Source organism: Ruegeria sp. HKCCD6428 (assembly GCF_013110595.1).
Taxonomy (GTDB): Bacteria; Pseudomonadota; Alphaproteobacteria; order Rhodobacterales; family Rhodobacteraceae; genus Ruegeria.
This window is the reverse complement of the sequence record NZ_WVQX01000001.1, coordinates 662750-685492: the sequence shown is the minus strand read 5'-3', so window position 1 is coordinate 685492 and position 22743 is coordinate 662750. Positions and strand designations below refer to the sequence as shown.

Below are 22743 nucleotides of genomic sequence, written 5' to 3'. Positions count from 1 at the left end.
TTTATGGGAGGCCGAAATGGCTTTGCTGAACTTCAAGAAACGTGATGCGGTCGAAAGCGGCCCAGTAAATCCGACCGTCGAAGCCTTTTTGCAAGGCTATTCGATCGAGGTCATGCCGCGTACCGCCGAAAAGGTCGACGATTTCCGCGCGCTGCTGCCCGAGGGGACAAGCGTTTACATCGCCCATATCGAGGGCACGCCCATCGAAGACATGGTCAAGACGGCCAAGCGAATTGCGGCGGAAGGTTACCCTGTCATGCCGCATTTTCCGGCACGTATCATCAAGGATGCGGCGACGTTGGAAAACTGGATCGCCATGTATCAGGGCGAAGCAGGCGTTGAACAGGCGTTGTTGCTGGCGGGCGGTGTCGCCAACCCGCATGGCGAGTTCGACAGCTCGATGCAGCTGCTGGAAAGTGGTCTGTTTGACAAGGCGGGCTTCAAGCGCCTGCACGTGGCGGGCCACCCCGAAGGCAACAAGGACATCGACCCCGACGGTTCGACCAAGAACGTCGATGACGCGTTGCGCTGGAAGCAGAAGTTCAACGAGACCACGGATGCCGAAATGGCGCTGGCAACACAGTTCGCCTTTGACGCCAAGCCGATCATCGCCTGGGCCGACAGCCTGAAGGAAGCGGGCATCGATCTGCCGATCCATATCGGAATCGCGGGTCCGGCCAAGCTGCAAACCCTGATCAAATTCGCTATCGCGTGTGGCGTTGGGCCGTCTCTGAAGGTTCTGCAAAAGCGCGCCATGGATGTCTCCAAGCTGTTGCTGCCCTACGAGCCGACCGATGTCGTGACCGAACTGGCCAACCACAAGGCGGCCAACCCGGATTTCAACATCACCAACGTGCACTTCTTCCCGCTGGGCGGGATCAAGACCAACGCCAACTGGGCGATCAATAACGGCGGCGCTTCGGCAAAGCCTGTAAACTCCTAAGGAACGGACATGACCCGAACAGTCGTAGAATCAAAAACAAAAACAGCCGTCCTGGGCTTTGACGAACCGTTCTGCGTGATCGGTGAGCGGATCAACCCGACCGGCCGTAAGAAACTGGCCGCCGAGCTGGAAGCGGGCGACTTTTCGACCGTTGAAAAGGACGCCTTGGCTCAGGTGGCGGCTGGCGCGACCGTTCTGGATATCAATGCGGGCGTTGTCTACAACTCGAACCCCAACCCGAACGAGACCGAACCACCGCTGATGCGAAAGATCGTCGAGCTGGTGCAGGGTCTGGTTGACGTGCCGCTGTGTATCGACTCGTCGGTTCCGGGCGCGCTGGAAGCCGGCCTTGAGGCCGCAGAAGGCCGCCCACTGCTGAACTCGGTCACCGGCGAAGAAGAACGTCTGGAACTGGTTCTGCCGCTGGTCAAAAAGTACAACGTACCGGTCGTGGCTATCTCGAACGATGACACTGGCATTTCGGAAGACCCCGATGTGCGCTTTGACGTCGCCAAGAAGATCGTCGAGCGCGCTGCCGATTTCGGCATCCCTGCACATGACATCGTGGTTGACCCGCTGGTCATGCCCATCGGTGCGATGGCGACCGCCGGTCAACAAGTGTTCGCGCTGGTCCGTCGTCTGCGCGAAGAACTGGGTGTGAACACCACCTGCGGTGCGTCCAACATCTCGTTCGGTCTGCCGAACCGTCACGGCATCAACAACGCGTTCCTGCCGATGGCGATGGGTGCGGGCATGACCTCGGCCATCATGAACCCGGTGGCGTTGCCCGTGACGCAGAAGAAGATCGCCGAGAAAAAAGAGGCCGTGGCGGCAGCCGGTATCATCCTGCCTGAAGGCATGGACGATGAAACCTTCGTGCAGATGTTCGGTCTGGGATCGACCAAGCCGCGCGCCGGCAAGGAAATGGAAGCCATCCGCGCGGCAAACCTGCTGACCAACAACGACCCGCATGGCGGTGAGTGGATCCGGTTCAACAAAGCACCGGACGAAGCGGGTGCCGCAGGACCCGTAGGTGGACGTCGCGGTGGTGGCCGTCGGCGCCGCGCCTGATCTGAACGACACAGACTGCAAAGGCCGGGCTCAGCGACCGGCCTTTTGCATTTGACCCTGATCAATGTCGAATTTGCAGAAGGTTTCAGAATACCCTGATCCAGGATGCATTGATCAGGTGGCAGCATGAGTAAACATCACCCCCCAAAACTCTCGGATGCGGATCTGACCAGGAAACTGAACAAAAAGGTCTACTTCGATCAGTTGATCGAATTGCAGACACGATTGGCCAGAATTCAGCAAGCCTATCTGTTTCATGGGCTCAAGGGCGTGTTGGTTTTCGAAGGGTGGGACGCTGCCGGAAAAGGGGGGACCATTCGCCGGATCAGTCAGGCCCTGGACCCGCGCAGCTTCAAGGTCTGGCCGATCGGTGCACCCCGGAACTACTATCTCAACCGGCATTATCTGTTGCGTTTCTGGGAACGCCTGCCGCCTTCGGGTGCGATTTCCGCTTTCGACCGCAGCTGGTATGGCCGAGTTTTGGTTGAGCGGATCGAAAAGCTGACTCCGGAAACACGCTGGCGGGCCGCGTATCAGGAAATCAATGATTTCGAACGAATGCTGGTCGATGACGGGACTCGAATCGTGAAACTGTTCTTCCACATTTCGCAGGAAGAGCAGATGCGCCGATTTACTGAGCGGCTGACCAACCCGATGAAACGCTGGAAGCTGACTTATGAAGATTTCAGAAACCGCGAAAAATGGGATGTCGCAGAGGTGGCCGTGGATGAAATGCTGGCACGGACGTCTACAGAAGTTGCCCCTTGGCACGTGATCCCGTCCAACAACAAGAAATATGCGAGGATCACGGCCATGAAGGCCATTGTCGAGGCGTTTTCGGAAGGGGTTGATCTGAACCCCCAGCATCTGGATCGCCGTACCTTGGAAGCGGCAGGCAAGACCTTGGCAGTCGACCAGTCCCTGATCGACAGCCTGCGAGCCCGAACCGAATAAGAACCCGAAAAAGGTTGGTTGCGATCCGGGTTGAACGTCTGGATGTTCTGGTGTTATTTCATCTGACAAGGCGGGTATGATGTAATGGTAGCCTGTCAGCTTCCCAAGCTGAACGCGCGGGTTCGATTCCCGCTACCCGCTCCAAAACCGGACTGCAAGGCGCTGTTATTTCATCGAAAAAGGTGACGCTGCGTGGCTTTGCCACCACCTTCGCGGATCTAATCGGCACGTGTTTCCACGGATTTGATCAAAGGGCTTGTATAGCCGGTTCTAGCTGTTGAGGCCAAGCAAGGACTCTCTGCCAACGATGTGCGTCGGCAGTTCAACAGATTTGCCCGGTGCATTGGATTCGATCATCTGAATCAACGCCTGGGCAGCCTTGCGTCCCATGTCACGATGAGGAACATGGACAGTTGTCAGGGCAGGGGCGACAATGCGCGCAAGCTCGATATCATCAAATCCGGTGATCGATACATCTTCGGGCACCCGCAGTCCCATCTGCTGAGCTTGGCGTACCGCACCGACGGCCAGAACGTCGTTGCCGCACAACACCGCGGTCGGCGGGTTGTCATTCGACATGAGATGCTTGAACGCATCGGCGCCGTTTTCAATCTCGTACGAGGTTTCGATCACCGACAGGTCGTCCTGCGACAGTCCATGTCGGGACATCGCGTCTTTTATCCCCTGGATCCTCAGACGCGCACGGTCGTTGCCCTTGCTGATGCCTGAAATCGTTGCCAACCGCGTATGGCCTAATTCGATGATCTTGCTTGTCAAAGCCTTCATCGCCCGTCTGTTGTCAAACCCGACGGACGGTATTGGTTCGTCTGGCAGGAAGGACCACGCGACAAGGGCCGGCACTTTACGCCTTTCGAGATAGTCGTAGATTTGCACGTCCCGGTCATGCCCGATCAGCAACAGCCCGTCGGCGCCCCGCGCAACCAGCGTTCGGATCTGTTCTTCTTCTGCGGCCGGCTGGTAAGCCGAGCTGGAGACCAGCAAGGTGTAGCCCTGTTTGTGAATCTCCTCTTGGAACGCCTGCAACCCCCTTGCAAAGATTGCATTTTCCATCGTCGGAATTATCGCGCCGATCGTGAAAGAACGCCGTGCAGCCATCACTCGGGCTGCAAAGTTCGGCGTGTAGCCAAGGGTGTCTACGGCAGACAGAACACGTTTCCGCGTTGCCTCGACCACCTGTTGCGGGGTGTTCAGGCACCGTGACACGGTGGCAGTTGAAACGCCTGCTGCCTTGGCAACGTCATCCAGCGTCGGTGCGGACCGATGTTTTGACATTCTCGAACTCTCAATTCCGGTTCGCCTAAGTTAGTCGCATTTTTCCAAGGATGAAAGCGTTTATGTAAGCGCTTGCATTTATGATGTAAGCGCTTACAAATGTATTTGAGCCGATTCTGAAGGGAGTCCCGGAAATGTATCTCGCTGCATCAGTCATCGTTTTTGCGATCTATTTCGCAAATGTCGCTTTGGGTGCTTTTGCGAGCAGCGCGTTTCTTGGCGACGTTGGAGAGATGTTGGTTCTGTTCGCGGCTTCGATCCTGTTCGTTGTCGCAATTCTGAAAAAGGAAGCTGACCGGGACGCACAAGACGGCAGCTGAACTTTTGCTTGGGAGGGCAATTGATGAAAACCGACAAGACCGAACTGGCATCGGCCGAGCGCCGCAATTTTCTGAAACTGAGCGCCAGTGGCGCGTTTACGGCCGCATTGGTCGCTGGGGCAGGGGGCGTTTTGTGGTCTTCCGAGGCCGCCGCGCAGACCGCGAAGGAAGAAAGCGAGCGTGAAAAGGCCGCTGACCATGTAATGACAGTAGCCACAGCTTACGTGCTGGGCGCATCGCGCAGCTACCCCATCATGCAACTGGATCTGAAAGAGAACATCCAGAACGCCACAAACGGCAAGGTCTATGTCAAACTGGCCCCCGGCGGTCAGCTTGGTGCGGGTGGCGCACTGGTCCAGAAGGTGCAGGGCGGCACCATTCAGGCGGCGCAGCATTCGCTGTCGAATTTCGCGCCGTTCGCGTCGACAGTCGACCTGATCAACATGCCGTACCTGTGCGGCTCGAACCAGCGTTTCACGAACCTTGTCCATTCGGACACGTGGAAAAGTGAGGTTCACCCCAAGGTCGAAGCGGCAGGGTTCAAGGCTCTGTTCTATGTGAACATCGACCCGCGCGTCGTTGCGGTTCGTCAGGGCGGCAATGCCGTGCTCACACCCGGTGATATGAGCGGGATCAAGTTCCGCGTGCCGGGATCCAAGATGCTGCAACAATACTACCGGATGGTCGGCGCCAACCCGACGCCCGTTGCCTGGGGCGAGACCCCCTCGGCCATCAAGCAGGGCGTTGCGGATGCGCTCGATCCTTCGGTTGGCGCACTCTATGTCTTCGGCTTCAAGGACATCCTCAGCCATGTGACCTTCACGCAGGCGGTGCCGGACAGCCAAGTTTATTCCTGTAATCTGGAATGGTTCAACTCGATGCCGGCTGATGTGCAGGAAGGCATCATGTGGGGGTCGGAAATGACCAGCCATCAGAACCTGTCCAAGGTTCCGTCGGCCCGCGCCTATGCCATGGCCGAGCTGAACAAGGCCGGGGTGCAGTTCCACTCGCTCAGTGACGACCAACTAGCGGAATGGCAGGATGCCGGCGGGTATCAAAACGCCGATTGGGATCCGTTCAAGATGGAACTGGCTGGATCGATGGAAAACTTCGAAAAGCTGGTCGAAGCCGCCGGTACTCAGGGCAAATACTACGTCCACGACGCGTAAGCCCAAGCCGTGGACGCCTGACGGGCGTCCACGAACCTTACTTTCAGTCAGCCCGACAACAACCCGCCACATAAGGCGCGGGTCAGGCTGTCCCTGCGCCGGAGGATCAGATGACCATTCTTCAAAACATAGACCGAAACGCAGAGCGTTGGTTGCTGCTGGTGTTCTACGTGATGCTGGTGATTACCATGGCCATCGAGGTGCTGCGGCGCGAGATTTTTGCCTATTCGTCGATCTGGGGCGAGGAGATCGTTCGGTATTCCTTCATCTACCTTGCCTGGATCGGTGCCGCCGCTGCGGTGAAAGAGCGGGCGCACATACGGATCGATGTGATCATGCACTACATCGGGCCGCGCCCCAAGGCGGTGCTTTATATTTTTGGCGATCTGGTGATGTTCGGCGTGGCGATCATCGCGCTCTACTGGTCGTATGAGGCGGTTCACGTTTCGGCCAAGTTCGGCTCGGTCACGGATGGGCTTCGGGTCTCGAAAGTCTGGTTCCTTATGGCCGTGCCCACTGGATTTGCCCTGATGATATGGCGGCTGATCCAATCCTTCCTGCGTGACCTGAAATCACTTCGTGACGGCACCCCCGTCTTCGAAGGCGACAAGCTGTTTGACTGAGGAGAATACGGATGCTTTGGAATTCTCTCAATCAAACCGTTGAACTGGGCTGGGATTTTTACCTGCCGGTGATCCTGTTCGTAGGCCTGATCGCCTTGGCCGTGCCCGTTTGGGCCGCCATAGGAACAGCGGCGATCGTGATGCTGATCATGTCCGGTGATCTACCTCTCAGCCTGGTCGGAGAAAGCCTGTTCACAGGTATCGACGCATTTGCCCTGACCGCTGTGCCATTGTTCATCCTGACCGGGGACGTTCTGGTACGGACCGGTCTGTCGCGCAAATTCCTGGACGTAGCCGAGGCGCTGACATGCTTCGCCAAAGGCGGGTTCGGTTCGGCAACGGTTCTGGTCTGCGGTATGTTTGCCGCGATTTCAGGGTCGGATGCTGCCGGGGCGGCGGCGGTTGGTCGGATGACCATCAACCGGCTGGTGGAAAGCGGATATCCGCGTCCCTATGCCTGTGCTCTGGTTGCGGCTGGTGCCTGTACCGGCATCCTGATCCCGCCCTCGATCGCCTATATCATCATCGGCCTCGTGCTGGGTATTTCCGCCTCGACCCTGTTTCTAGCAGCCTTGATCCCGGGTCTGGCCATCCTGGTGTCGATCCTGATCACCAACATCATCATGAACCGTCTTTACGCCTATGAGGGCGGCGGCATGATGACCATGGGGGAATGGCTGGCCAATCTGGGCAAGGCGCTGAAATCGGGCTGGTACGCGTTCATCGTGCCGGGGATCATTTTCTACGGCATCTTCTCAGGTCGCCTGACCCCGACCGAAGCCGGCGCAACCGCCGTGGTCGTCACCATCATCATGGGCTTCATCCTGCGCACACTGACGCTGGCGGACTTTCCATCGATGCTGGTCAGTTCGGCGAAGGTGAACGGAGTCATCCTGCCGATCATCGCCTTCTCGGCACCCTTGGCCGAAGCACTGGCGATCATGGGCGTGCCACAGGGCTTCGTGGCCTCGGTCACGTCGCTTACCGATGATCCGTATCTGTTGATCTTGCTGATGATCGGCATCCTGATCGCAGCGGGCTGTGTGATGGAGACAACGCCGAACATCGTGATCCTGGCGCCGATCCTGAAACCGCTGGCCGACAATATCGGCATGAATGAAATCCAGTTCTGCATCATGATGATCACCGCGCTGGGTGTGGGCTTCATCACGCCGCCGCTGGGTCTGAACCTGTTCGTCGTATCTGGCATTACCGGTGAGTCCATTCTGAAGATTGCCGCTCGGGCCATTCCTTTCGTACTGACCATGCTGATCGTGGTGATCCTGATCGCCTACGTGCCTGCTGTGTCGACCACACTGCTTCCTGAAATCTACCAATAGGACCTGCTGAACATGCCTCGTGAATATTTGAAAAAGGCGACTTTAACCGCTCAATCACATGCCTCAGAGGTGCATGATACGGTCAAGACCATCCTTGCCGATATCGAGGCCGGTGGCGATGCCAAGGCGCTGGAATACGCCGTCAAGTTCGACAAGTTCGAAGGAAATGTCCTGATGACGCAGGACGAGATTGATGCTGCCATCGCGCTGGTGCCGGAAAAACTGAAGGCCGATATACGCTTTGCCCATGACAACGTCCGACGCTTTGCCGAGACGCAGAAGGCTACCGTGTCGGACGTACAGATGGAGATCGTTCCCGGTTTCGTTGCGGGGCAAAAGGCGATCCCGGTGGATGCGGCAGGATGCTATGTTCCCGGTGGGCGCTATAGCCATATCGCCAGCGCGATCATGACGGTGACAACGGCCAAGGTTGCCGGGTGCCGTCACATCACGGCCTGTTCTCCGCCCCGTCCGGGCGAGGGCGTGGCGCCAGCGATTGTCTATGCCGCGCATATCTGCGGAGCCGACAGCATTCTGGCCATGGGCGGTGTGCAGGGCGTGGCCGCCATGACCTATGGTTTGTTCGGTTTGCCACGCGCCAATATCCTTGTGGGGCCGGGAAACCAGTTCGTGGCCGAGGCCAAACGCATCCTGTACGGCAAGGTTGGTATCGACATGATCGCCGGCCCGACCGACAGCCTGATCCTTGCCGACAGTTCCGCGGACGCGCATGTGGTGGCAACCGATCTGGTCAGTCAGGCCGAGCACGGGTACAATTCGCCCGTCTGGCTGGTGACGGATGATCGCGACCTTGCGCAGAATGTCATGGAGCTGGTTCCGGTTTTGATCGACGATCTGCCCGAGCTGAACCGGGAAAACGCCTCGGCCGCGTGGCGCGACTATGCCGAAGTCATTGTCTGTTCCGACCGCGAAGAGATGGCCGCCTGTTCCGATGAATATGCGCCCGAGCACCTGACAGTTCAGGCCGAGGATCTGGATTGGTGGCTGGATCGCCTGACCTGCTATGGTTCGCTGTTCCTGGGTGAGGAAACCACCGTGTCCTACGGGGACAAGGCAACCGGAACGAACCATGTTCTGCCGACTTCGGGTGCGGCCAGTTACACCGGCGGTTTGAGTGTTCACAAATACATGAAGATCGTCACCTGGCAGCGCGCGACACGTGAAGGATCGAAATCGATCGCCGAAGCCACCGCACGGATTTCCCGACTGGAAGGTATGGAAGGTCACGCCCGTGCAGCGGATGTGCGTCTGGCCAAGTATTTCCCGGATGAGCAGTTCGATCTGACCGCCGATGGATGACCCGCGCACACTGTTTGACCTGACGGGCCGGGTGGCCTGCATCACCGGCGCCAGTTCGGGGCTGGGGCGGCAGGTGGCGCGGACACTTGCCGCGGCCGGCGCGCGCGTTGTCGGCGTGGCACGGCGCAGCGACGCGTTGGCGCAGATGCAGGCCGAAATCGGCGAACACGCAGAAGCCGTCGTTGCTGATGTTGCGGATCGTGCCGGAATCGGCGGGCTGGTGCAGGTGATCAATTCCAAGTTTGGCGCACCGGATATTCTGGTGCACGCGGCCGGCGTCAACACGCGTGAGGCCGCCGACGAGGTGACACCTGATGGCTGGGATGCCACGCTTGCCCTGAACCTGAGCGCGCCGTTTTTCCTGAGTCAGTCGATGGTGCCCGAAATGAAAAAAAAGGGGTGGGGGCGCATCGTCAATTTCGCCTCGCTGCAAACGACGCGGGCCTTTCCGGGCGGCATTGCCTATGGCGCGACCAAGGCCGGGATCGCGCAATTGACCCGTGCCATGGCCGAAGCCTGGTCGCCCTTTGGCATTACCGCCAACGCAATCGGTCCGGGGTTCTTTCCGACCGAGCTGACCCAGGCCGTGTTTGACGACCCCCAGCGCGCGGAACGCAACGCCGCTCAAACCTGCATTGGGCGCAATGGGCAGATGCAGGATATCGACGGGCCGATCCTGTTTTTGTGCTCGAACGCGTCCGGCTATGTCACGGGGCAGGTTCTTATGGTTGATGGAGGGTTCACAGCCAAATGAAGGCACTGGTTTACCAAGGTGTGGAGCAGATGGTGTTCGGCGATGTGCCGGATGCCGAGGCGGGTCCGTCCGAGCATTTGATCCGGATCGAGGCGGTTGGCATCTGCGGGTCGGACATGCACGCCTATCTGGGCCATGATGCCCGCCGTCCGGCTCCGCTGATTCTGGGGCACGAGGCGGCCGGTGTGATTGTCGACGGGATACGAGCCGGTGATCGTGTCACGATCAATCCGCTGGTAAGCTGCGGTCAATGCGCGGCCTGCCTGGCCGGCCGGGAAAACCTGTGTCCGGATCGCCAGATCATCTCGATGCCTCCGCGGGAAGGGGCGTTTGCTCAATACGTCACCATGCCTGCCAGCAATCTTGTTGAGGTCCCGGAGGATGTTTCGTTTGCCAAAGCCGCGCTGGCGGAACCGCTTGCCGTCAGCTGGCATGCGGTCCGGTTGGGGATCGAGGTTCTGCATCCTGCGATGGACCGTCGCGCACTGGTGATCGGCGGCGGGGCCATCGGCCTTGCGGCGGCGTTGGCCTTGCGGGCAATGGGCGTTGACGATGTGACCATCGCGGAACCAAACCAGCTGCGTCGCAACTACCTGGCGAAAATCGAAAGCTTTGCGCTGGTGGAGTCAGCCAAAGGGACTTACCCGTTGGTCATAGATGCCGTGGGGTACGCTGCGACGCGGTCGGTTGCCTCGGCCATGGCCGAACCGGGCGGCGTGATCGCGCATGTGGGTTTGGGTGAGGATACCGGTGGTCTGGATGTTCGCCGGATGACCTTGCAGGAAATCACATTCATAGGGACTTACACATACACCGCCAAAGACTTTCGCCAGACGGCTCAGGCGATCTTTGACGGGCGGCTGGGGGCTCTGGACTGGATAGAAGAACGCGCTCTGGCCGACGGCGCGCAAGCGTTTTGCGATATCCGGTCTGGCGCCGTGGCCGCACCGAAGATTATCCTGAGACCCTGGGGATAGAACTGACAGAACTGGAGACCTTCATGTACACAAAAATACTGGTCCCGTTAGCTTTGGATCACGGCATATCGCAACACACACTGGAAATCGCACGGGCCTTGTCAGGAGAGGGCGCAGAAATAATTGCGCTGCATGTCTACGAGATGCCTCAGGGATCGGTCAGCGCCTATCTGGACAAATCGGTTGTCGCCGAAGGGTTCGAACGGGCCCGTTTGCAATTGTTGCAAAAAGTCGAAGGGCTTGAAGGAGTGACGGCCGAAATCGTCAAAGGCCATACTGCGCGGTCCATCATCGACTATGCCAGCAGCAAGAATGTCGACTGTATCGTAATCGGCTCGCACAAGCCGGACCTGAGCGACTACTTCCTTGGATCGACCGCTTCGCGCGTCGTCCGCCATGCCCCCTGTGCCGTACACGTGCACCGAAGGGCCTGAATTCCTCAATCGCGCGTCTAGCGCCCCAAACAGGACCAAAAGCTGGATCATGAACATAGACAAAAAGATCACCGACGATCTGGTGGCCAACGATATCTCGTTTGTCACCACTGTCCCGTGCAAGCAATTGGCAGGTGTCATCGCGGAAATCGACGAGCGCGAAGGCATCTATCACATCCCGTCCAACAAGGAAGACGAAGGGATGGGCCTGTGTGCAGGGGCTTGGATGGGCGGCAAGCGGCCCGCGATCATCATGCAGAACACAGCCATTGGCGTAACGATCAATACGCTGGCCACGCTGATCCAGTATTACCGGATGCCGCTGCCGATGCTGATATCGTACCGAGGGGAATTGCGCGAACCCATTGCCTGCCAGGTTGAAATGGCGGTTCACACCAAGGCGCTGCTGGCTCAGCTGAACATCCCCACCTACCACTTCCACCATCAGGCCGATGTCGAAGAGCTCGACGCGATCCTGAAATACACCTTCATGTGCAACAAGCCGGTCGCCATCCTGACCGACGCCAATTTCTGGGGAGGCTATGGCGACCAATGATCCGTTCTGAAATTCTGAAGGAAATCGCCCCGATCCTGCGTGATCAACTGGTTGTCTGCAACATCGGCATTCCCAGCCAGGAGCTGCATGCCATCGACGACCAGCCCACCAACTTCTACATGCTTGGCACCATGGGGCTTGCGTCCTCGATCGGTCTGGGGCTGGCGCTGTCACAGCCGAAGCCGGTGATCGTCATCGACGGCGACGGCTCGATCCTGACCAATCTGGGCACCCTGCCAACGATCGCCAACAACGTGGCGGACAATTACATCCTGCTGATCGTGGACAATGGCTCGTACGGCTCGACCGGCGATCAGCCGACCTATGCGGGGCAAAAGACCTCGCTGGCCAAAATGGCCGAGGCCGCCGGGTGTGAGCGCGTGATCGAATGTGCCGCCGAAGACACCGGGCGTGTGCTGCAAGAGGCGCTGGATGCCAAACAGATGACCATCATCGTCAGCAAGTGCGAAAGCGGCAATGCCAAGATGCCGCCGATCACGATGGATCCGGTGGTCATCCGCGACCGCTTCATGAAGGCCGTTCAGGCCTGATGGGTGCAAGCGCCATCCACAGCGCCGAGGACGCCCGCCGCCTGGCGCGGCGGCGTCTTCCGTGGATGGTGTTCGACTATATTGATGGTGCAGCCGGGGCCGAGATGGGTGCCGGTCGCAATCGATCCGCTTTGGATGCAATGACCTTGCGCCCGCGCATCCTGCGCGACGTCAGTGAAAGATCTCTGGCAACTTCGCTGTTCGACCGGCCCGCGAAACGCCCGTTTGGTATCGCGCCGATGGGCATGTGCAATTTGTCCGCGCCGGGGGCCGACTTGATGCTGGCCCGCATCGCGGCACGCCACGAGGTGCCGCTTGGGGTTTCGACTGTGGCCTCGACCGCGATGGAGGATCTGATCGTCGAAGCGGAAGGCCATGCCTGGTTCCAGCTGTATTTCAGCGGCGATGGCAGCGGCACATTCAAGCTGGTCGATCGCGCCAAGGCGGCGGGGTACGAGACACTGGTGCTGACCGTGGATGTGCCCGAGGTTGGCCGACGCCCGCGCGAGTTGCGTCATGGGTTCAAAATGCCCTTCAAAATGGGGCCAAAGCAGGTGATGGATTTTGCCTTGCACCCCCGGTGGTCCTTGCCGGTCCTGCTGAAAGGCAAGCCGGAAATGGCGAATTTCCGGATGGATGGCTACGATTTCGACCGCACTGAAAGCCGCGCCAAGGCCACGTGGGAGACATTGGCCCGTCTGCGCGACCAGTGGACCGGAAATCTGGTGGTCAAAGGCGTATTGGACGCAGACGACGCGCAAAGGCTCAAGTCAGCGGGCGTGGACGCAATTCAGGTCTCAAGCCATGGTGCACGCCAGTTGGAAAGTGCGCCCGCGCCAATCACGGTGCTGCCCCAGATACGCAAGGCCGTCGGTCCGGATTTTCCGCTTTTCTACGACAGCGGGCTGCGTTCTGGTGAAGACGTTCTCAAGGCGCTTGCGAACGGGGCGGACTTTGCCTTTTTCGGTCGCATCCTTCAATTTGCAATTGCGGCCGAAGGCGAAAAGGGTCTGGCGCAGCTATGGTCGGTACTCAGCGAAGAAATCAGCATCGCCATGGCCCAGCTGGGCGTCACGTCGCTGGACGAGGTCCGACGCAACGCTTGATGTGGATGACGGCAATGACCCGAGGTTTCCCACGGGTCACTGAGCTGTCGCTTTAACCGCGGCGCCTGCGACGCCGACCGCCACCTGCTTCGGTTTCGCCGCCGGTGTTGAAGCTTGGGTTGGGCAAAGTGACAACCTGGGCCAGTTCCGGGAACGGATCCGTCTTGTGCGGGATCGCATTGGCGGCCACGAAGTGATCCTGAAACTTCGGCTCGATGGCGGTTTCGATCTTGGTGATCTCGCGCACGACGCGCTCGATCTCGGCGCGCGATTCGATATTGCACAGCGCGATACGTGCGCCGGTGCCTGCGGCGTTGCCCGCGCTGGAGACTTTATCCAGTGGCGCGTCGGGTATCATTCCCAGCACCATGGCGTGTTTGGTCGAGATATGCGCGCCGAACGCACCGGCCAGAACCACGCGATCCACCTTTTCGACATTCATTTCGTCCATCAGCAGGCGTGCACCTGCGTACAATGCGGATTTCGCAAGCTGGATGGCACGGATGTCACCCTGCGTGACCGTGATGCGGGGGCCACCTTCGGCGCTGGCATCGTGGATCAGATAGGCGTGCGTGCGACCTTCGGGCACGCAGCGTGCAGTGCCAGTCTGTTCCGCCGATCCGATCAGGCCGCCTTCGTCCAGCAGGCCTGCGATACGCATCTCGGCCACTGCCTCGATGATACCGGATCCGCAGATGCCTGTGATCCCGGTCGTGGCGATCTCCTGATCAAAGCCATCTTCGTCAGACCACTTCTCGGACCCGATGACGCGGAATCGGGGTTCCTTGGTGACAGGGTCGATCTCGATTCTCTCGATTGCGCCGGGCGCAGCGCGCTGGCCAGAACTGATCTGAGCACCTTCGAAGGCAGGCCCGGTGGGTGAGGAACAGGCGAGCACGCGGCTGGTATTGCCCAGCAGGATTTCGGCGTTGGTGCCAACGTCGACGATCAGAACCAGATCTTCGGACTTGCCGGGTTCTTCGGACAGGGCAACCGCCGCGCAATCTGCGCCCACATGGCCCGCGATACAGGGCAGGATGTAGACCTGCGCGCGTGGGTTCATGGTGGTCAGATCCATCTCGCGCGCGGGCAGCGACATGCTTTCCGACGTTGCCAGCGCAAACGGCGCCTGACCCAGTTCCACCGGGTCCAGCCCCAGCAGCAAGTGATGCATGACCGGGTTGCAGACGAACACCGTTTCCACGATCAGAGAGGTGTCAATGCCTGCCTCTTCGGCAATCGATGTGGCCAGGTCGTTGATCGCCTCGCGCACTGCCTTGGTCATTTCCCGATCGCCGCCGGGGTTCATCATGGAGTACGAAACGCGGCTCATCAGGTCTTCACCAAAGCGGATCTGTGGATTCATGAGGCCAGAGGATGCCTTGACCTCGCCGGTTTCCAGATCGGTCAGATGCGCGGCGATGGTGGTCGAGCCAAGGTCGATGGCCAGACCATACAGCCCGCCTTCATGCAGGCCGGGCCAGATTTCGACGATACGCGCCACGCTGTCCTTGTGACCTTTGTGGAGCGCCACGGTGACTTCCCATTTACCCTTGCGCAGAACCGGTTGAAGTTTGGACATCAACGTGAGGTCCGCCGTGACGGCTTCGATGTCCCACTGCTCGCGTAACGCCCGCTCCAGCCGTTCCAGATCACCGGTGGGCGAATGCATGTCGGGTTCTTCCACCACAACGAAGTAAAGGCGCGTGGCCGGGTCCATCGTGATGGCACGCGCGGCGGCTGCCTTGCGCACGACCTGCCGGTGCACCTGGCTTTCGGGCGGTACGTCGATCACCACATCGCCCTGAACCGAGGCCTGACAGCCCAGACGGCGGCCCGGTTTCAGACCGCGTTTGTCGTCATAACGCTGTTCGACGGCGTTCCATTCGCTCAACGCATCCTCTGACACCGTGACGCCGTGCTTGGGAAATTCGCCATAGCTGGGTGTGATCTGGCACTTTGAACAGATGCCGCGGCCCCCGCAGACCGAATCCAGATCCACCCCCAATTGACGGGCCGCCGTCAGAATTGGGGTGCCGACGGGGAAGTGCCCGCGTTTGCCGGACGGGGTAAAGACGACAAGAGGGTCGGTGGTCATCAGTGACATACCTTTTCATATTCGCGCGTATGCCGGGCAAGATATGGGTTTGCGCGAAAAGGGAAAGGCCATCAGCGGCACGATCTGCACAACGAGCGTCGTTTTCTTCCACTGCATCGACAACCAGAGCCAAAGAGTTGCCCCCAAGGGCTTTTCCTTTGGTTCAATCCATGTAATAGGGTCACCGCCAAACGGGCTTTTGCATGGGGTATTCAGATGCAGATTCGTGAGGCACTTACCTTTGACGACGTTCTCCTGGTTCCGGGCGCATCTTCCGTGCTGCCGGCAACGGCGGATACGACCACGCGTGTGACGCGCGAAATCACCATGAACATCCCGCTGCTGAGTTCGGCCATGGACACCGTGACCGAGGCACGAATGGCCATTGCCATGGCGCAGGCGGGCGGCATCGGTGTGGTACACAAGAACCTTTCGGTGGAAGAACAGGCCCGCGAAGTCCGCCGGGTCAAGCGGTTCGAATCCGGTATTGTCTATAACCCCGTGACGTTGCGGGTGGATCAGACATTGGCCGACGCCAACGCGCTGGTACAGCGCTACAACTTCACCGGTTTTCCAGTCGTCGACGAGCAGGGCCGCGTGGTGGGTATCCTGACCAACCGCGACATGCGCTTTGCGAACTCGGACGATACACCGGTACACGCGATGATGACTTCGGAAAACCTGGCGATGCTACAGGAACCGGCCGATCTGGAAGAAGCCAAAAGCCTGATGCGGGCGCGCCGTATCGAAAAGCTGCTGGTCGTGGATGGTGAAGGCAAGCTGACCGGTCTTCTGACGCTGAAGGATACGGAACAGGCCGTTTTGAACCCAACCGCTTGCAAGGACCGCCTGGGTCGCCTGCGGGTTGCTGCGGCGACGTCGGTCGGGGATGCCGGATTCGAACGGTCCGAGCAATTGGTGGATTCGGGTGTCGACATCATCGTCGTCGATACGGCGCATGGTCATTCTCAGGGCGTGCTGGACGCTGTGAGGCGGGTCAAGACCCTGTCGAACGAGGTTCAAATCATTGCCGGCAACGTTGCAACCGGCGAGGCGACCAAAGCGCTGATCGATGCTGGTGCCGACGCGATCAAGGTGGGTATTGGCCCGGGGTCGATCTGTACCACACGGATGGTGGCGGGGGTTGGTGTTCCTCAGTTGACCGCGATCAGCGATTGTGCGGCAGCAGCGGGCGACGTTCCGGTCATCGCGGATGGCGGTATCAAGTTCTCGGGTGACTTTGCAAAGGCGATTGCCGCCGGGGCATCCTGTGCCATGGTCGGGTCGATGATTGCGGGCACCGACGAAAGCCCGGGCGAGGTGATCCTGTATCAGGGCCGTTCGTTCAAATCCTATCGCGGGATGGGCAGCCTGGGTGCAATGGCGCGCGGATCAGCCGACCGCTATTTCCAGAAAGATGCAGCCAATGACAAACTGGTGCCCGAAGGCATCGAAGGGCAGGTGCCCTACAAAGGCTCGGCCAGTGCCGTGATCCACCAGTTGGTTGGCGGCTTGCGTGCGGCGATGGGGTATACCGGCTGCGCCACCATCGAAGAGATGCGCAAGAACTGCAATTTCGTGAAAATTACCGGCGCCGGTCTGAAGGAGAGCCACGTGCACGATGTTCAGATCACCCGCGAAAGCCCGAACTACCGGGTCATGTAAGCCATCCAGCAAGACACAAGGCACTCGCGAGCGGGTGCCATTTTACCAATTGGATCGGCCAGCCGGGCCCATTTCCTCCGAGGTATTCCACCATGACACCCGCCGCCCGTGTTCAGGCCTCGATCGAAATTCTGGATGATATTCTGGCTGGCGCGCCGGTCGAAAAAGCACTCACCGGCTGGGCGCGGCGCAGTCGCTTTGCTGGATCCAAGGATCGCGCGGCCATTCGCGATCACGTATTCGACGCGCTACGACGTAAGCGCTCGTACGCTGCGTTGGGAGGGTCCGACACCGGGCGCGGTTTGATGATCGGTGCGACCCGTGCGTCAGGCTGGGATCTGGCCGACCTGTTCACCGGCGACCGTCACGCTCCGATGCCGGTTGAGGAAACGGAAACGGCGCGAGATTTCGCGTCCGAGGCCGAAAGATATGACATTCCGGAGTGGCTGTGGCCTCGGTTCGTTGACTCTCTGAAGGATGCCTTGGTTCCTTGCGTGATGTCATTGCAGAACCGGGCGCCCGTTCAACTGCGGGTCAACTTGCGAATAACCGATCTTGGCGGGGCCATCGATGCCTTGAAGTCCGAGGGCGTGATCGCCCATCCGGTTCAGGTATGCCAAACCGCGCTCGAGGTGACAGAGGGGGCCCGGCGCATTGCCCAAAGCCAGGCCTATGCCCGGGGTCTGGTCGAGCTTCAGGACGCTGCAAGCCAGGCGGTCGTGGCCGCGCTGGATCTGCGGCCGGGGATGCGTGTTCTGGATTATTGCGCGGGTGGTGGCGGCAAGGCGCTGGCGCTTGCTGCGCACGAGGGCGTCGACGTGTTTGCACATGATGTGAATGCCGGTCGCATGAAGGATATTCCGACCCGGGCGGAACGAGCAGGTGCAAAGATAACCATCCTCAACTCCGATGACCTTACAGGTGTTGATCCGTTTGATGTGGTTTTGGTTGATGCGCCGTGCTCTGGCAGCGGATCGTGGCGAAGGGCGCCGGCCGGGAAATGGGCCTTGACCGAGGATCGCTTGCGGGACCTCACCGCCATTCAGGCCGGTATTCTATCGGACATTGCGCCTTTGGTGCATCCGGGCGGCCTGCTGGCTTACGCAACCTGTTCGGTTCTGAACGATGAAAACGGCAAGATCATAGACGATTTTCTGGATCAGTTTTCCCAGTGGCGGGAAACCTTCCGGAAAACGTGGCACGTTACACACGAATCTGACGGGTTCTTTACGTCGCACTTGACGCGCTGAGTTTTTGGCAAATAACAACCTTGGGTAGATCGCTGCTTTCCGAACGCCGTTAAGCGGGAATTAACCAATTTTGGCCGTTATAGCCGATACCTTTGCGCCCGAGCCGTTTATGTCTGACACAGCAGAATTTTTCAGCGACCCATCTCTTGTCCACACGCCTTCCGCATCTCGTCTATGGTCGTTGGTGGCGGTGGCATTGTTGATCAGCATTGCCCCCATGGTCGGGTTGCTGCCACCGAATTGGACCATGGGCATGATGGTCGCGGGAACTTCACTTTTGATCGTTGCACTATGCGTCGTGATCAAGGGCCAGGTCCACGCCAGACATGCGCAACAAGCCACTGCCGTCATGGCCGCGTTTGCAGAACAGGAAGAGTCACCTTTCCTGATCGCAAACACCTATGGCGACGTTCTGGCGTCCAACGCATCAGCGCGGGAACAGTTCGGTGCGGCGAAAGGAGCCAGCCTTGAAAACTGCCTCAGTTCGACGTTCTCGACCCCTCAGGTGATTTTGTTGAGGTTGCAATCTCAGGCCCGATCATTCGGTCGGGCCCGCGAAGACTGCGTGATCGGGGGAAACACAAGCAGTGTAACCGTGTTTCTATTGGCTCCCGACATTTTTTGCTGGCGGTTTCAACAGTCAGAACAGGAAAGCTGGCAGTCTTTCAACCTGCCGGTTCTGACCATCGGATGCGCGGATGACGTGGTGCGCCCGAATCCGGCGGCGAAAAAGTTGCTTGGGCCGCGTCCCGGTCGGGTTCGCGACATCTTCGGTGATGCTGACCCCCGGATCGGAGCCTCAAACATCATCAAGTCACAGGACGGAATGATTTCGGTCGCTGTGACGGAACTTTCCCGATCCAGCAAGGAACGAAGCCTTGGGTTGGTGCCGCTCATTGAAACTCAGGCGCCCGGGGCCAGCACGTCTTTTGCAGATCTTCCGGTTCCGGTTCTCACCCTGTCTCCGGCGGGGGCCATTCTGAATGCCAACAGGCTGGCGAATAAGCTGCTGGGAAATGAAAACCTGGAAGGCACGAACATAGCCGACATCATGCGGGGTATGGGGCACCCCATTCTGGATTGGCTGGCGCGGACGGCCGCGCAAGAAGACGCGCAACGATCCGAGTTTCTTCAGTTGACCCGAAAAGACAAGGAAGTCTTCGTACAGGTCACGCTGAGCCGTGTCGTTGTCGATGGTAAGATCTGTCTGATCGCGGTTCTGAATGATGCGACCGAGTTGAAGACTTTGGAGGCTCAATTCGTCCAAGGGCAGAAAATGCAAGCTGTGGGTCAATTGGCCGGCGGGGTCGCACATGATTTCAACAACCTGCTGACGGCCATTTCCGGGCACTGCGATCTGCTGTTGTTGCGTCACGATCAGAATGACCCGGATTATGGGGATCTGGTTCAGATCAATCAGAACGCCAACCGGGCCGCTGCGCTGGTCAGCCAGCTTCTGGCATTCTCGCGCAAACAGACTCTCAGGCCCGAAGTCTTGGATTTGCGCGACACGATCTCGGATCTCATTCACTTGTTGAACCGCCTTGTGGGCGAGAAAGTTCTGCTGACCCTCAGCCATGATCCGGTGTTAAAGCCGGTTCGGGCGGACAAACGGCAGTTGGAACAGGTGTTGATGAACCTTGTCGTCAACGCGCGCGATGCCATGCCTGACGGGGGCGAGATCCGTATCGAGACCGAGGTGTTGAACCTGTCGCAACCGCTCAGCAGGGACAGGGCGACCGTCCAGCCCGGCGAATACGTTACGGTCAGGGTCATGGACAGCGGTGTGGGAATTCCTGCCGACAAACTGCAAAAGGTTTTCGAGCCGTTCTATACGACAAAGCGTACGGGCGAGGGGACAGGGCTTGGGCTTTCAACAGCGTATGGTATCGTCAAGCAGACGGGCGGTTTCATCTTTGTCGACAGTACGGTGGGTCGAGGCACCGAATTCACCGTCTTTCTACCGGTTTGCGCCACGGTGGCAGAGGCTGAACAGGACACTCCGGCCCAGCCCGAAACCCAAAGCGCCCGGCAAGGAGAGGGCGTCGTGCTTTTGGTTGAAGACGAAGCGCCGGTCCGCGCCTTTGCAACCCGGGCCCTGCGGCTCAAGGGCTATACCGTGCTGGAGGCGGATTCGGCCGAGGAAGCCCTGCGGCTTCTGGAAGATCCGTCTTTGAACGTGGACGTATTCGTAACGGATGTGGTCATGCCCGGTATGGATGGGCCGACCTGGGTGCGCAAAGCTCGGGAAACACGTCCGGATGCCCGCGTGGTCTTCGTATCGGGTTACACGGAAGGTGCCTTTGGCGATTCAGAATCCGAGATCGCCAATTCGACCTTCCTGCCCAAGCCGTTTTCCCTCACCCAGTTGACCGAGGCGGTTTTCCAACAGCTGAACTGAGCACCCTACAAGGCTGCATCGTGGAGCGCGAATTCCTCTGCGTGTCTTTTGCGAAATTTCTGCCGTGTCTCGGGCGTCAGCGTCAGATCACCCGGTGGTGATACATTCTCTTGCGGCAGGTCGATCTGCATATTCAGTCGCGCTTGCAGGAAGTCGAGAATTTTGTCCTGGTTTTCGTATTTGAAAATATGCGTGGCGCCGCGACCATTGCTGCGGGTACGGAAAAACTGGCTTTGGCTGCCAACATCGGCAAAATCCGGGCGCGGGTTTGTCATATAGGCTTGCACAAACGCATCGAAACTCATGTCTCGGGTCGAATGGACGTGGCCGACCAGATCGGCGCGGCTGCGAAATCGATACCAGCTGCCCAGCCAGTCAACGGGTTCGCGAACAACTGCCAGGATCTCCATCTCGGTATCGTACATCTTCCGAAAAACGTTCTGGAAAAACCGATCATACCTGCGCACCGGAGCATGTTTGAGCTCGGGCGGATGAGTGACAACGATATCAGCGCGATCCCGCAACGCCGTGTGATAAGCCGTGCTGCCGGTTTTCGGAACGGCAAGGAAGGCAAGGCGTTCCTCATAGAAAACAAGCATTTAATTGCTCCAATTGTCATCCGGCTATGCGCGCAGATTGTCGTAAAGGACTTCTTAATACAATTGCTGAAGACTAAATCCCGTAAGTTTTTATTGAAATGTTCTTCTTTTGGTCCCATAAGGAACAAGAGGCGAACAAAGCAGCGATTGCCGCCCGATCAAGGGTGTGACAAAAGGGAAGGCGACAGGACAATGGCGGATCTTCTGACAATGAGCGACAAGAAAAACGCAGACAAGCAAAAGGCGCTCGACAGCGCGCTGGCCCAGATCGAACGGCAGTTCGGCAAAGGCTCCATCATGAAGCTTGGCGAAGGCGCCAAACAGGACATCGACGCAAGTTCGACAGGCTCGCTCGGGCTGGATATTGCGTTGGGAATCGGCGGTCTGCCCATGGGGCGTATTGTTGAGATTTACGGCCCCGAAAGCTCGGGGAAGACGACGCTGACGCTGCATTGCATTGCAGAACAGCAGAAACGCGGCGGCGTCTGCGCCTTTGTTGACGCCGAGCACGCGCTGGACCCGCAATATGCGCGAAAGCTGGGCGTTGATCTGGATGAGCTTCTGATCTCGCAGCCCGATACCGGTGAGCAGGCGCTGGAGATCACCGATACGCTGGTGCGCTCGGGCGCGGTCAACATGGTCGTGGTCGATTCGGTTGCGGCGCTGACGCCGAAATCCGAACTGGAAGGCGACATGGGTGATAGCAATGTCGGCGTTCAGGCCCGTCTGATGAGCCAGGCGATGCGGAAACTGACGGGCTCGATCAGCCGCTCGAACTGCATGGTGATCTTCATCAACCAGATCAGGATGAAAATCGGCGTGATGTTCGGCAGCCCCGAAACCACCACCGGCGGTAATGCACTGAAATTCTACAGCTCGGTCCGTCTGGATATCCGGCGCATCGGCGCGATCAAGGACCGGGACGAAGTTGTTGGCAACCAGACGCGCGTCAAGGTCGTCAAAAACAAGGTTGCACCCCCCTTCAAGCAGGTGGAATTCGACATCATGTACGGCGAAGGCATCAGCAAGATGGGCGAACTGCTGGATCTGGGTGTCAAAGCCGGTGTGGTCGAAAAGTCAGGGTCATGGTTCAGCTATGGCGACGAACGGATCGGGCAGGGGCGTGAGAATGCCAAACAATATCTGCGCGACAACAGCCGCATTGCCTTTGAGATCGAAGACAAGATTCGGGCGGCTCACGGGCTGGATTTCGACATGCCTCCGGGCGCAGCCGAGGATGATGACATCCTTGAAGCCTGACGGTCGCTGACGGGGTGCGGTACGTTCCCGACCCGAGGCGCTGTGTTGAAAATACATGA

General features: G+C 58.9%; 21 protein-coding genes and 1 tRNA gene. 19 read left to right on the top strand and 3 right to left on the bottom strand.

Annotation, left to right across the window (positions count from 1 at the left end; translation table 11 throughout):
• Positions 1-16 precede the first annotated feature (16 nt).
• From GS620_RS03375 to GS620_RS03360, 4 genes are all read left to right on the top strand, one after another.
• Positions 17-943, top strand: a complete 927-nt coding sequence (locus tag GS620_RS03375) for a methylenetetrahydrofolate reductase (RefSeq protein WP_171614052.1) — start codon at positions 17-19, stop codon at positions 941-943.
• Positions 944-952: 9 nt separating this feature from the next.
• A complete protein-coding gene (locus GS620_RS03370) occupies positions 953-2014 on the top strand; it encodes a methyltetrahydrofolate cobalamin methyltransferase (protein WP_152458043.1) in 1062 nt (353 codons plus the stop codon).
• Positions 2015-2140: 126 nt separating this feature from the next.
• Entirely contained in the window at positions 2141-2968 is an 828-nt protein-coding gene (locus tag GS620_RS03365; protein ID WP_152458042.1) for a polyphosphate kinase 2 family protein, read from the top strand.
• Between the two features lie 70 nt (positions 2969-3038).
• Positions 3039-3112, top strand: a tRNA-Gly gene (locus GS620_RS03360).
• 126 nt (positions 3113-3238) lie between these two features.
• Here GS620_RS03360 and GS620_RS03355 read toward each other — a convergent pair.
• Positions 3239-4261: a LacI family DNA-binding transcriptional regulator gene (locus GS620_RS03355; RefSeq protein ID WP_171614050.1), complete on the bottom strand. Its 1023-nt coding sequence runs from the start codon at positions 4259-4261 to the stop codon at positions 3239-3241.
• 134 nt (positions 4262-4395) lie between these two features.
• Between GS620_RS03355 and GS620_RS03350 the strand changes: the two genes are divergently transcribed.
• The 11 genes from GS620_RS03350 (at position 4396) to GS620_RS03300 (ending at position 13411) form a co-directional block, all read left to right on the top strand.
• Positions 4396-4581, top strand: coding sequence for a hypothetical protein (locus GS620_RS03350; protein ID WP_171115836.1), 186 nt, complete (start codon positions 4396-4398; stop codon positions 4579-4581).
• A gap of 23 nt (positions 4582-4604) precedes the next feature.
• Positions 4605-5750 carry a TRAP transporter substrate-binding protein gene (locus tag GS620_RS03345; RefSeq protein WP_171168041.1) on the top strand — a complete coding sequence of 382 codons (1146 nt, stop codon included), beginning with the start codon at positions 4605-4607 and terminating at the stop codon, positions 5748-5750.
• 110 nt (positions 5751-5860) lie between these two features.
• The gene (locus tag GS620_RS03340; RefSeq protein WP_170344207.1) at positions 5861-6373 is read left to right on the top strand and encodes a TRAP transporter small permease; all 513 of its coding nucleotides are present in this window, start codon (positions 5861-5863) and stop codon (positions 6371-6373) included.
• Between the two features lie 11 nt (positions 6374-6384).
• The gene (locus GS620_RS03335) at positions 6385-7713 is read left to right on the top strand and encodes a TRAP transporter large permease (protein WP_170344209.1); all 1329 of its coding nucleotides are present in this window, start codon (positions 6385-6387) and stop codon (positions 7711-7713) included.
• Between the two features lie 12 nt (positions 7714-7725).
• Positions 7726-9033, top strand: a complete 1308-nt coding sequence (gene hisD, locus GS620_RS03330; RefSeq protein WP_171614047.1) for a histidinol dehydrogenase — start codon at positions 7726-7728, stop codon at positions 9031-9033.
• Positions 9026-9787 (top strand): SDR family NAD(P)-dependent oxidoreductase, encoded by a 762-nt coding sequence (locus GS620_RS03325; protein WP_171204787.1) that lies wholly within the window; start codon positions 9026-9028, stop codon positions 9785-9787. The genes hisD and GS620_RS03325 overlap by 8 nt, the downstream gene beginning before the upstream one ends.
• Positions 9784-10764: a zinc-binding dehydrogenase gene (locus GS620_RS03320; RefSeq protein WP_171614045.1), complete on the top strand. Its 981-nt coding sequence runs from the start codon at positions 9784-9786 to the stop codon at positions 10762-10764. Before GS620_RS03325 ends, GS620_RS03320 begins: the two co-directional genes overlap by 4 nt.
• Before the next feature lie 23 nt (positions 10765-10787).
• Entirely contained in the window at positions 10788-11198 is a 411-nt protein-coding gene (locus GS620_RS03315) for a universal stress protein (protein ID WP_152458033.1), read from the top strand.
• Between the two features lie 49 nt (positions 11199-11247).
• Entirely contained in the window at positions 11248-11754 is a 507-nt protein-coding gene (gene comD / locus GS620_RS03310; RefSeq protein ID WP_152458032.1) for a sulfopyruvate decarboxylase subunit alpha, read from the top strand.
• Positions 11751-12305, top strand: coding sequence for a sulfopyruvate decarboxylase subunit beta (gene comE, locus GS620_RS03305; RefSeq protein ID WP_171228302.1), 555 nt, complete (start codon positions 11751-11753; stop codon positions 12303-12305). The genes comD and comE overlap by 4 nt, the downstream gene beginning before the upstream one ends.
• Entirely contained in the window at positions 12305-13411 is a 1107-nt protein-coding gene (locus GS620_RS03300) for an alpha-hydroxy acid oxidase (RefSeq protein ID WP_171614043.1), read from the top strand. The genes comE and GS620_RS03300 overlap by 1 nt, the downstream gene beginning before the upstream one ends.
• A 52-nt stretch (positions 13412-13463) precedes the next feature.
• Here the strand turns inward: GS620_RS03300 and GS620_RS03295 are convergent, their stop codons facing one another.
• Positions 13464-15509, bottom strand: a complete 2046-nt coding sequence (locus tag GS620_RS03295) for an ASKHA domain-containing protein (protein WP_171614487.1) — start codon at positions 15507-15509, stop codon at positions 13464-13466.
• Between the two features lie 216 nt (positions 15510-15725).
• On the opposite strand from GS620_RS03295, the gene guaB reads away from it, so the two are divergent.
• The 3 genes from guaB to GS620_RS03280 all read left to right on the top strand — a co-directional run bounded on the left by guaB (position 15726) and on the right by GS620_RS03280 (position 20825).
• Positions 15726-17174, top strand: coding sequence for an IMP dehydrogenase (guaB, locus tag GS620_RS03290; protein WP_170344221.1), 1449 nt, complete (start codon positions 15726-15728; stop codon positions 17172-17174).
• 92 nt (positions 17175-17266) lie between these two features.
• A complete protein-coding gene (locus GS620_RS03285; protein WP_171115855.1) occupies positions 17267-18424 on the top strand; it encodes an RsmB/NOP family class I SAM-dependent RNA methyltransferase in 1158 nt (385 codons plus the stop codon).
• Between the two features lie 109 nt (positions 18425-18533).
• Positions 18534-20825, top strand: a complete 2292-nt coding sequence (locus GS620_RS03280) for an ATP-binding protein (protein WP_171614041.1) — start codon at positions 18534-18536, stop codon at positions 20823-20825.
• A 5-nt stretch (positions 20826-20830) separates the two neighbouring features.
• On the opposite strand, the gene GS620_RS03275 is transcribed toward GS620_RS03280, so the two are convergent.
• Entirely contained in the window at positions 20831-21424 is a 594-nt protein-coding gene (locus GS620_RS03275; RefSeq protein WP_171228307.1) for a sulfotransferase family 2 domain-containing protein, read from the bottom strand.
• Positions 21425-21616: 192 nt separating this feature from the next.
• On the opposite strand from GS620_RS03275, the gene recA reads away from it, so the two are divergent.
• Complete coding sequence (gene recA / locus GS620_RS03270) at positions 21617-22684, top strand: recombinase RecA (protein WP_152458025.1); 1068 nt, start codon at positions 21617-21619, stop codon at positions 22682-22684.
• The last annotated feature ends 59 nt before the right edge of the window (positions 22685-22743 follow it).

Bases quoted from the DNA above. Each gene is read 5' to 3' on its own strand.
- GS620_RS03375 (WP_171614052.1), top strand. From the start codon at position 17: ATGGCTTTGCTGAACTTCAAGAAACGTGATGCGGTCGAAAGCGGCCCA.
- GS620_RS03370 (WP_152458043.1), top strand. From the start codon at position 953: ATGACCCGAACAGTCGTAGAATCAAAAACAAAAACAGCCGTCCTGGGC.
- GS620_RS03365 (WP_152458042.1), top strand. From the start codon at position 2,141: ATGAGTAAACATCACCCCCCAAAACTCTCGGATGCGGATCTGACCAGG.
- GS620_RS03355 (WP_171614050.1), bottom strand. From the start codon at position 4,261: ATGTCAAAACATCGGTCCGCACCGACGCTGGATGACGTTGCCAAGGCA.
- GS620_RS03350 (WP_171115836.1), top strand. From the start codon at position 4,396: ATGTATCTCGCTGCATCAGTCATCGTTTTTGCGATCTATTTCGCAAAT.
- GS620_RS03345 (WP_171168041.1), top strand. From the start codon at position 4,605: ATGAAAACCGACAAGACCGAACTGGCATCGGCCGAGCGCCGCAATTTT.
- GS620_RS03340 (WP_170344207.1), top strand. From the start codon at position 5,861: ATGACCATTCTTCAAAACATAGACCGAAACGCAGAGCGTTGGTTGCTG.
- GS620_RS03335 (WP_170344209.1), top strand. From the start codon at position 6,385: ATGCTTTGGAATTCTCTCAATCAAACCGTTGAACTGGGCTGGGATTTT.
- hisD (WP_171614047.1), top strand. From the start codon at position 7,726: ATGCCTCGTGAATATTTGAAAAAGGCGACTTTAACCGCTCAATCACAT.
- GS620_RS03325 (WP_171204787.1), top strand. From the start codon at position 9,026: ATGGATGACCCGCGCACACTGTTTGACCTGACGGGCCGGGTGGCCTGC.
- GS620_RS03320 (WP_171614045.1), top strand. From the start codon at position 9,784: ATGAAGGCACTGGTTTACCAAGGTGTGGAGCAGATGGTGTTCGGCGAT.
- GS620_RS03315 (WP_152458033.1), top strand. From the start codon at position 10,788: ATGTACACAAAAATACTGGTCCCGTTAGCTTTGGATCACGGCATATCG.
- comD (WP_152458032.1), top strand. From the start codon at position 11,248: ATGAACATAGACAAAAAGATCACCGACGATCTGGTGGCCAACGATATC.
- comE (WP_171228302.1), top strand. From the start codon at position 11,751: ATGATCCGTTCTGAAATTCTGAAGGAAATCGCCCCGATCCTGCGTGAT.
- GS620_RS03300 (WP_171614043.1), top strand. From the start codon at position 12,305: ATGGGTGCAAGCGCCATCCACAGCGCCGAGGACGCCCGCCGCCTGGCG.
- GS620_RS03295 (WP_171614487.1), bottom strand. From the start codon at position 15,509: ATGACCACCGACCCTCTTGTCGTCTTTACCCCGTCCGGCAAACGCGGG.
- guaB (WP_170344221.1), top strand. From the start codon at position 15,726: ATGCAGATTCGTGAGGCACTTACCTTTGACGACGTTCTCCTGGTTCCG.
- GS620_RS03285 (WP_171115855.1), top strand. From the start codon at position 17,267: ATGACACCCGCCGCCCGTGTTCAGGCCTCGATCGAAATTCTGGATGAT.
- GS620_RS03280 (WP_171614041.1), top strand. From the start codon at position 18,534: ATGTCTGACACAGCAGAATTTTTCAGCGACCCATCTCTTGTCCACACG.
- GS620_RS03275 (WP_171228307.1), bottom strand. From the start codon at position 21,424: ATGCTTGTTTTCTATGAGGAACGCCTTGCCTTCCTTGCCGTTCCGAAA.
- recA (WP_152458025.1), top strand. From the start codon at position 21,617: ATGGCGGATCTTCTGACAATGAGCGACAAGAAAAACGCAGACAAGCAA.